This window comes from Micromonospora sp. RV43 (genome assembly GCF_001029515.1).
GTDB lineage: Bacteria > Actinomycetota > Actinomycetes > Mycobacteriales > Micromonosporaceae > Micromonospora > Micromonospora aurantiaca.
On sequence record NZ_LEKG01000234.1, the window covers coordinates 1 to 9,146 of the forward strand.

Sequence of the window (9,146 nt, forward strand, 5' to 3'; positions counted from 1 at the left end):
CGGGTGGGCTACTATTTGTCGGCACGCCTCGGGGTGTGGCGCAGCTTGGTAGCGCGCTTCGTTCGGGACGAAGAGGTCGTCGGTTCGAATCCGGCCACCCCGACCAGAGGTAAGAGGGCACATCCGATCGACCGGATGTGCCCTCTGCGTTTTCCCGGCACCGATCACCGTCGCAGTAGGATCCCGCCATGCCACGGCCGGTGGTCTTCGACCTCTTCCACACCCTGGTCCACGGCGCCGACGACGAGCGGGACCGGGTGGTCGGCGAGATGGCGCTCATCGTCGGAGTGGATCCGGCGGCGCTCGTCTCCGCGTACCACGCCACTTGGCGGGACCGCCTGGTCCGGTGGAACGCGGCCGAGACGGTACGCATCCTCGCCGCGCGTCTCGGCGGCGCGCCGACCGATGAGCAGGTGACCCGGGCCGCCACGCATCGGCTGACTCTCGCCCACCGGGTGCTGGGCCGCGTCTCGCCCGTCACGCTGGACGTGCTCGACGCGCTGCGCGAGCGCGGGCACCGGCTGGCCCTGATCAGCAACGCCACCTCCGAGACGGCCGAGGCGTGGCCGGGCGGCCCGCTCGCCCGGCGCTTCGACGTGGCGGTCTTCTCCTGCGAGGTCGGGCTGGCCAAGCCGGACCCGGCTATCTACCGCACCGCCGCGCAGCGGCTGGGCGTCGCGCCGGCCGACTGCGTGTACGTGGGCGACGGCGCGGACGGCGAGCTGGCCGGCGCGGCGGCGGCCGGCATGACGGTGCTCCGGACCACGGAACACCAGGACACCGACCCGGGCTGGATCGGACCGGTGATCGCGAACCTCGGCGACCTGCCCGCCCACGTGGAGCAACCGGCCTCGGCCGATTAGATCGACGGAACTGCCCGAAGCCACCCCGCCACGCGCGGTTGCCCCTGCCTCCTGGCAAAGTGTGCGCATGTCGCCGATGATCCGATCCCGCCTGACCGATTGGACCACCGTCGCGCCCCTGGTCGCCGTGCTCGTGCTCGTGATGACCTGGGGACGGGAGCTGCCCGGTCCGCTCATCTTCGTGGTGGCGGCCCTGCTCGCCGCGGCCGTACTGGCGGCTGTGCACCACGCCGAGGTGGTCGCGCACAAGGTCGGTGAACCGTTCGGGTCACTCGTGCTCGCGGTGGCGGTCACCGTGATCGAAGTCGGTCTGATCGTCACGCTGATGATCAGCGGCGGGGACAAGACGCAGGCGCTGGCGCGGGACACCGTCTTCGCCGCCATCATGATCACCTGCAACGGCATCCTCGGCCTTTCGCTGCTGCTCGGCGCGCTGCGGCGGCAGGTCGCGGTGTTCAATCCGGAGGGCACCGGCGGGGCGCTCGCCACTGTGGCCACGCTCGCCACGCTCAGCCTGGTGGTGCCGACGTTCACCACGAGCCGGCCGGGACCGGAGTTCTCCCCGGCACAGCTCGCCTTCGCGGCGGTCGCCTCGCTGGCGCTCTACCTGCTGTTCGTCATGGTGCAGACCGGCCGGCACCGCGACTACTTCCTCCCGGTCACGCAGGAGGGCAGCATCCTCGCCGAGGACAAGAACGGTGACGGGCACGCCGAGCCGCCGTCCACGCGTACCGCGCTGGCCAGCCTGGCCCTGCTGGTGGTGGCGCTCGTCGCGGTGGTGGGCGACGCGAAGACGATCTCCCCGGCGATCGAGACGGCGGTCGGCGCGGCCAACCTGCCGCAGGCGTTCGTCGGCGTGGTCATCGCGCTGCTGGTGCTGCTGCCGGAGACGCTCGCCGCCGCCCGGGCGGCCCGGCGGGACCGGGTGCAGATCAGCCTCAATCTCGCGCTCGGCTCGGCCATGGCCAGCATCGGCCTGACCATCCCGGCCATCGCGATCGCCTCGATTTGGCTGGACGGGCCGCTGGTGCTGGGCCTGGGCGGCACCCAGATGACGCTGCTGGCGCTGACCGCTGTGGCAGCGGTGCTCACCGTCGTGCCGGGGCGGGCGACTGTGCTCCAGGGCGGGGTGCACCTGGTGCTGCTCGCCGCGTTCGTCTTCCTGGCCGCCAGCCCGTAAGCAGGCCCACTGCCGGGCCGCGCACCGGCAAGCGCGCGCCGGCAAGAACCGTCAGTCGTGCATCTCCGTGCGTGCCACCTCGGCGAACGCGGCGGTCAGGTACTCGGCGAACGGGCGCCCGGTGACCGCCAGCAGGTCGGCCATCAGCAGCGGCGCGTGCCGGGCGATCGCCGCCGGGGCGGGCGGGTTCTCGTCGTCGCCCGGGTCGTAGACGCCGAGCGCGCCGGCCAGCAGCACCAGCAGCACGTGCGGGTCGACGTCGGGCCACCAGGACGCCGCCGAACGGACGCACTGTTCGAGCACCTGGCGTACGTCGTCGCCGTCCAGCCCGTCCGGGTGGCCCTCCTCCAGCAGCAGCCGGACCACGCCGCCGAGCACCAGCCCGGCCCGGTCGGCGGCGGCCAGCCGCTCGACGGCCGGGGCGTACGCCTCGGCGTCGCGGGCCTGCGCGGCGCTCACCGCGTCGGTGGCCGTCTCGGCGATCTCGCGGGCCGGTGCGGGCAGGTGCCGCCAGGTCGTGGTCACCGGGTCAGCATGGCAGAGCACGTGTGATCGCTCACCTTCCGGCCCGGCGACCACGTGTGTAAGGGGTAAACGGGTCGCGGTAGTCGTACCCGCCGAACAGAATCCCTGCCATGCTGCGCCGCGCCCTGCCCGCCCGTCCCGAAGCCCGCCGGATCCTGCTCGGCACCTTGTTCTCCGCGGTCGGGCGCGGCCTCACCCTGCCGTTCCTGTTCATCTACCTCACCGACGTACGCGGCCTGACCGACACCCGGGCCGGGCTGGTGATCGGCTGGTTCGGCGCTGTCACGCTCGCTCTGTCGCCGCTGGCCGGCACGTTCATCGACCGGTTCGGCGCGCGCCGGGTGGTGTTGCCCTGCCTGGTGATCGAGGCGGTCGGGACCGGCTCGCTGGCGCTGGTCGACTCGACCGCCTCGGCGTTCGGCGTGATGACGGTCGTCGCGGTGGGCAGTTCGGCGATCTGGGCCGGGCAGAACACGATCCTCGCCTCGCTGACCGGTGACGGCGAGCGGCAGCGCGTCTTCGGGCTCAACTTCGCGCTGCTCAACCTAGGCATCGGCACCGGCGGTCTGATCTCCGGCGCGGTGGTCGACGTGGCCCGTCCGATCACCTTCGAGGTGATCTACCTGCTGGACGCGGTGAGCTACCTGACTCCGGCACTGATCCTGCTCACGCTGCCGAACGTGGGGCACCGGCCGATCCTGGCCACGGGCGCGAAGGCCGACGACCGGAGGAGCGGCGGCTACCTCACGGTGCTGCGGGACCGGCCGTTCCGCCGCCTGGTCGTCTTCGGCCTGGTGCTCACCACCTGCGGGTACGCGCAGATCGAGGTGGGCTTCGCGGCGTACTCGGTCCGGGTGGTCGAGGTGACGCCCCGGGTGGTGGCGTGGGCGCTCGCTGCGAACACCGTGATGATCGTGCTCTCGCAGCTGCTGGTGATCCGGCGGCTGGAGGGGCGCAGCCGTACCCGGGCACTCGCCACCGTCGGCGCGGTCTTCGCCGGCGCGTGGCTGGTGCTCGGCGCGGCGGGTGTGGTGGGCAGCGGCAACGCGGTGCTCGCGGCGCTCGGCGTGGTGGCCTGTTCGGCGATCTTCGGGTTCGGCGAGACGATGCTGTCGCCGGTCATGCCCGCGCTCACAAACGCGCTGGCCACCGACGAGCTGCGCGGCCGGTACAACGCGATGAGCTCGATGATCTTCGGGATCAGCGGCGTGGTCGGTCCGGTCACCGCCGGGCCGCTGATCGGCGCGGCGCACGGCCGGGTGTGGGTGGCGGTCGTGGTGGGCGGCTGCCTGGCCGCCTCGGTGCTCGCGCTGTCGCTGCGTCCGCTGCTCACCGCCGCGCAGGACGGCCGCCTGGCCCCCGCCCCGGCCAAGCAGCCGGCCGGCGTGGCCTGACACCGAACGGGCCCCGGAGCTGAGCGCTCCGGGGCCCGTCGGCGGTGCAGTCGGCCGTCAGCCGACGGCGACCTCGGTGGTCGTGCGGATCCGGTCCAGCGCCGGCGGGGAGACCGGCGACTTCTCGGTCAGGTACGCGGTGAAGGCGTCCAGGTCGATCTGGCCGGTCACCGCGTTGGTGCCACCGGTCAGGACGCTGAAGCCGTCGCCGCCACCGGCGAGGAAGTTGTTCACGGTGACCCGGTAGGTGGCGGTGTCCGTCACCGGGGTGCCGTTGATGGTGAGGCTGCCCCGGACCACCCGGGTGCCGGCGCACGGCGTGCCGGCCGGCGCGGTGGTGCCGTTGACGTCCACGACGTAGTTGACGGTCGAGGACGCGTAGAGCACGCGCGCGACGGTGAACTGCTGCTCCAGCATGCAGTAGAGCTGCGCGCCGGTCAGGTCCAGCGTCACCAGGTTGTTGGCGAACGGCTGCACGGTGAACGCCTCGGCGTAGGTGACCGGGCCGGCGTCGAGGTCGGCGCGGACGCCACCGGGGTTCATGAACGCGGCGACCGCGTTCTGCTCGGTGTCGGTGGCGGCGAGCTGCGCGTCGGCGATCAGGTTGCCGAGCGGCGACTCACCGGTCTGGTACGTCGGCTTGCCGTTGACGTCGACCCCGGTCTGGTACAGGTTCTCCTGGGTCTTGGTGATCGCGGCGGTGGTCTCGCCCACCACCCGGTCGGCCACCGGGCCGAGCGCGGTCTTGTACCGGTTGATCAGCTCGGTCGAGGCCGGGTCCTTCTCGACGTCCCGGGTGACCACCACGTTGTTCGCGGACGCGGTGACCACGTCGCGGGTACGCGGGTCGATCTTCAGGTCGATCTGGGTGACCAGGCGACCGAACGAGCTGGCGCTGGTGACCAGCTTGCCGTTGATGTTGCAGTTGTACGCGGCGTGGGTGTGCCCGCTGACGATCACGTCGATGGACGGGTCCATCCGGTTGGCGATGTCGACGATCGGGCCGCTGAACCCGGTGCAGTCGTTGATGCCGCCGCCGTTCTGCACGCCGCCCTCGTGCAGCAGCACGACGATGCTCTTGACCCCGAGCAGGCGCAGGATCTTGGCGTACTTGTTGGCGGTGTCGGCCTCGTCGGTGAACCGCAGGCCGGCGACGCCCTGCTGGCTGACGATGTTCGGGGTGCCCTCCAGGGTCATCCCGATGAAGCCGATCGGGACACCCTTGACGATCTTGATGCCGAACGGCTGCATCAGCGGCAGGCCGGTGGAGGTCTTGAAGGCGTTCGCCGAGAGGTACTTGAACTTGGCGCCACCGAACGGGGTGCCGTCGGCGCAGCCGTCCACCGGGTGGCAGCCGCCGCGCTGCATGCGCAGCAGCTCGGCCGCGCCCTCGTCGAACTCGTGGTTGCCGACGCTTGCGAACTCCAGCCCGGCGAGGTTCATCTCCTCGATGGTGGGCTCGTCGTGGAACGCGGCGGAGAGCAGCGGCGAGGCGCCGATCAGGTCACCCGCGGCGACCGTGACAGTGCCCTTGCCCTGCTGCTTGGCGGCGGCGCGCATCAACTTCAGGTGGCTGGCCAGGTATTCCGCGCCACCGGCCGGCTGGCCCTCGATGGTGCCGCTGGAGCCGGTCGGCGGCTCCAGGTTTCCGTGGAAGTCGTTGATCGCGAGCAACTGGACGTCGACCGGCTTCGGGCGGGCCTCGGCCTGGTCGGGGGTGACGGCGACCGCTGTGAACGCGGTCGCGGCGAGTGCGGCCAGGCCGACGGCGGCCCGGCGTCGCATCCCGGTGACGGACATGGAACTCCTCGTGAGATGCCGGTATGTGGCGTCCGGGCGATGGTTCGCCCGGCGACCCTGATCCGTGCCGTGACAGGTGTCGATCGCGGAGGGCGGTACTCGGGGGAACGCCGCCCCGCCGGGGTAGCTTCTCATCCACCGGCCGCCAGGTCGAACGGGGCGGCATCAGGAATCGTCGTTGTCCTGAGCGGCCCGTACCAGTCTGCCGGACGAGTCGGACATGACGGTCAGGTGAAATTCCGCGCGGCGCACGCTGTCGATGCCTGCCGCTGTCGAAGGCGCCGGCTCCCAGGGACAGGGAGCCGACGCCGACGCTCATGTCACGCGGAAATCCTTGCGCTGGCAACCGTCCTTGCCGGAATCACCTCCTGCCGGACACCCATCGCGGACCGAACGGTCGTTCATGTCCGACGGCCCGGCATATCGAACGAACTGTCCGAACTCGACTCACTGCCGGGCGTGCCGGTCCGAGGTCCGCTGTGGGCGGTGCCGACGAGCCTGCGCAACGCCGGACGCGTCCACCGCCCGGCGACCCCCGGCCGGCCCGCCAGATAGCCGACCGTCCGCGCGGCGTCCCAGCCGTGCGCCTCGCGCAGCCCGCGCGCCAGCATCCCGAGATAGACCGGGGCGGGCCGGGTCCACTGCACCTCCACCGCCCGGTGCGGCGCGGTGAACGTGAGCATCGGCAGATCCTCGTGGACGCCGACGCGCAGCAGCGTCTCGTAGCGGCCCGGCCCGAGCGTCGCCCGCCCGGTCTCGACCGCCTCAAGGATCCCGGCCAGGTCGGCGCCGGGCGGCCGGTACATCTCCTGCGCGGCGATGTCAGCGAACTGCTCGACGGTCACCAGGTAGCCGCGCGCTGCTGCCCGGCCGGGCAGCAGCGGGTCGTAGAACGCCATGCCGCCGGTCCAGGCCCGCGACTCACCGGCGAAGTAGACGCCGCCGGGGATCAGCACCGGCACCGTCCGGCGCGGTGGCCGGCGGTCCCGGCAGCCGGGGTACGTGCGCAGCCCGCCCGGTGGACACCCGCCACGCAGGTACCAGCCGAGCCGGGCGGCGTGCAGGTTCGAGCCGTACGCGACGTACCAGAGCATCGGCGGCGCGGTTCAGAACCAGCAGGTGCGCCCGGCGGCGTGGCTGACCTGAACGGTGTGCGTCACGCAGCCGCCGTCGGCGATGCGGTGCAGCAGGAAGGCGGTCGGCTCGGCGACGAACCCCGGCTCCTCGTCGTCGGTCATGCTGAGGCTCACCTGGATCCAGGTGCTCGGCGCGGTGGTCAGCACCGTACCGGCAAACGCGCTCGTCACCTGGCGGTGCAGGTGCCCCGCGGCGACGCGTACGACATGGGGGTGACGGCCGACCACGGCGGCGAGCGCGTCGGCGTCGGCGAGGCCCATCGCGTCCATGCCCGGCACGCCCACCGCGACCGGCGGATGGTGCAGGCACACGACGGCGGGCGCGTCGGTACGCCCGGCGAGCACCCCGTCCAGCCAGGCGAGCTGCTCGTCGCCGAGCCGTCCGCCGGGGCTGCCCGGGGTGAGCGAGTCGAGCACCACGAGCGTCGCGTCCGGCAGGTCGACGTGGTAGTGCGCCGAGAAGCCACCGGCCAGGTACGGGGTGCCGCCGAACGTGTCGAGCAGCGACTCGCGGTCGTCGTGGTTGCCGGTCACCAGGTGCACAGGCAGCGGGAACGCGCCGACGATCTCGCGCAGGGCGAGGTATTCGTCCGGGCGGCCGTTCGCGGTGAGGTCGCCGGTGATCACCACGCAGTCGGGCCGGGGGCGCAGGGCGAGCACCGTGCCGAGCGCCCGGTGCAACCCGGACGCCGGGTCGGCCGCGAGCGGGCCGGTGGTCACGTGCGGGTCGCTGAGCTGGGCGATGAGCATCGGCCGCCTCCTCGGGTGCCCGGGCCCTCACGCTATCGCCGCGCACCCTCCCCGCGCAGGCCCGCTTCTGCCCACAGGCTGTGTCCACAGCCTGTGGATAGCACATGTGTACGAAGGTCGGCGGCGGTTGCGCTGAGTACCCTTGATCGCGACCCGACCCCCTCCGAGCAGGAACGACGTGGATCACGAGCGAGTCCTCCGCGACGTCACGGTGCGCCTCCCCACGGCGTCGACCGTCCCGGAGGCGTGCCAGTGGACCGTCGCCGCGCTCGCCCGGCACACCCCGGCGACCGCCACCGTCCTGCTCCGCGTCCACGACCGTCTGCGCTGCGTCGCCGCGACCGGCGCCTGGCAGGTCTTCTCGCACGTGCCGGCGACCGCCGACGGCACCCCACCGGGCCGCCACCGGCCTGAACCCTCGGTGGTGCGGCGGGTCTACGCCTCCGGGACCACCGCCGCCGTGCCCGACGTCGGCGCCGACCCCGACTACCTCGAGGTCCGCCCGGACGTCACAGCCGAACTCTGTGTGCCGGTACGCGACCCGGACGGCCGTCCGATCGGGGTGCTCGACCTGCAGTGGAGCGAGCCGGTCGTGCTGGCGGCCTGGCGGGAGACAGCCGAGCTGGTGGCGGACCGCCTCGGCGGGCGGATCGCCGCGCTCGGCGGCCCGCCGGCCGAGAGCCGCAGCGAGAAGCTGTTGCGGCACGCCGCCGCGTTCACCGCCGCCCCGACCGACTGGGACCTGATGACCGCCGCGCTCGCCGCGGCCCGGGACGTGTCAGCGCTCTCCGCCGCCGTGCTGGTGCTCACCGGCCGGCGCGGCCCACGCCTCGGCGCGCCCACGGCCACACCGGGCGAGCTGGAGGCACGGATCCGGGCCGAGCTGGACGAGGCCGGACCGGCCGCGCTCGACCGCATGATCGACCGGGCCCACCGGTACGGCTCGGCGTACACGCTGGGCGAGGCGGGCCACCCGCCCACCGAGGAGTACCTGCCGCTGACCCGGGCCGGCGCGCGCACGCTTGTGGCGGTGCCGGTCGGCACACCGGCCTCCGGTGGCGTGCTGCTCGTCGCCGACGAGCAGCGCCTGCGCCCCGACCCGACCACAGTCAACCTGATCGAGCTGCTCGCCGGGCAGGCGTGGACCTGCCTGGACCGGCTGCGTACGCTCGCCCGGCTCCGCGAGCAGGCCAGCTCGGACCCGCTCACCGGGCTGCGGCACACCGGCCCGTTCGGGCAGCGGATCGCCACCGCCACGCCGGGGCGTACCGCGCTGCTGGCGATCGACGTGGACGGGTTCAAGGACGTCAACGACACGTACGGCCACCAGGCCGGTGACCGGCTCCTGGTGGGGCTGGCCCGGGCGCTCGAAGGCGCGCTACGTCAGGGCGACGAGCTGTACCGGACCGGCGGCGACGAGTTCGTGGCGGTGATCGAGGTGAGCCGCCCGGAGGAGGCGGTACGGATCGCCGAACGGCTCACCGAGGCGGCCCGCCGT

At 72.8% G+C, this 9,146-nt stretch carries 8 protein-coding genes and 1 tRNA gene; 5 read left to right on the forward strand and 4 right to left on the reverse strand.

Going from position 1 to position 9,146, the window contains the following annotated elements; genetic code table 11:
• Window positions 1-29 precede the first annotated feature (29 nt).
• The 3 genes from ABD52_RS34220 to ABD52_RS34230 all read left to right on the forward strand — a co-directional run bounded on the left by ABD52_RS34220 (window position 30) and on the right by ABD52_RS34230 (window position 2,043).
• Window positions 30-106 (forward strand) — tRNA-Pro (locus tag ABD52_RS34220).
• Between the two features lie 82 nt (window positions 107-188).
• Complete coding sequence (locus ABD52_RS34225; RefSeq protein ID WP_030273799.1) at window positions 189-863, forward strand: HAD family hydrolase; 675 nt, start codon at window positions 189-191, stop codon at window positions 861-863.
• A gap of 76 nt (window positions 864-939) precedes the next feature.
• Window positions 940-2,043: a calcium:proton antiporter gene (locus tag ABD52_RS34230; protein WP_013289031.1), complete on the forward strand. Its 1,104-nt coding sequence runs from the start codon at window positions 940-942 to the stop codon at window positions 2,041-2,043.
• A gap of 51 nt (window positions 2,044-2,094) precedes the next feature.
• Here the strand turns inward: ABD52_RS34230 and ABD52_RS34235 are convergent, their stop codons facing one another.
• Window positions 2,095-2,568 carry a hypothetical protein gene (locus ABD52_RS34235; protein ID WP_235437646.1) on the reverse strand — a complete coding sequence of 158 codons (474 nt, stop codon included), beginning with the start codon at window positions 2,566-2,568 and terminating at the stop codon, window positions 2,095-2,097.
• 110 nt (window positions 2,569-2,678) lie between these two features.
• Between ABD52_RS34235 and ABD52_RS34240 the strand changes: the two genes are divergently transcribed.
• Complete coding sequence (locus tag ABD52_RS34240; protein ID WP_013289033.1) at window positions 2,679-3,962, forward strand: MFS transporter; 1,284 nt, start codon at window positions 2,679-2,681, stop codon at window positions 3,960-3,962.
• Between the two features lie 57 nt (window positions 3,963-4,019).
• Here the strand turns inward: ABD52_RS34240 and ABD52_RS34245 are convergent, their stop codons facing one another.
• From ABD52_RS34245 to ABD52_RS34255, 3 genes are all read right to left on the reverse strand, one after another.
• A complete protein-coding gene (locus ABD52_RS34245; protein ID WP_047894467.1) occupies window positions 4,020-5,762 on the reverse strand; it encodes a bifunctional UDP-sugar hydrolase/5'-nucleotidase in 1,743 nt (580 codons plus the stop codon).
• 401 nt (window positions 5,763-6,163) lie between these two features.
• Window positions 6,164-6,856 carry a hypothetical protein gene (locus tag ABD52_RS34250; RefSeq protein ID WP_047894468.1) on the reverse strand — a complete coding sequence of 231 codons (693 nt, stop codon included), beginning with the start codon at window positions 6,854-6,856 and terminating at the stop codon, window positions 6,164-6,166.
• A 12-nt stretch (window positions 6,857-6,868) separates the two neighbouring features.
• A complete protein-coding gene (locus tag ABD52_RS34255; RefSeq protein WP_047894469.1) occupies window positions 6,869-7,648 on the reverse strand; it encodes a phosphodiesterase in 780 nt (259 codons plus the stop codon).
• Window positions 7,649-7,826: 178 nt separating this feature from the next.
• Between ABD52_RS34255 and ABD52_RS34260 the strand changes: the two genes are divergently transcribed.
• The coding region (locus tag ABD52_RS34260) for a diguanylate cyclase (protein WP_047894470.1) at window positions 7,827-9,146 on the forward strand (1,320 nt) is incomplete at its 3' end.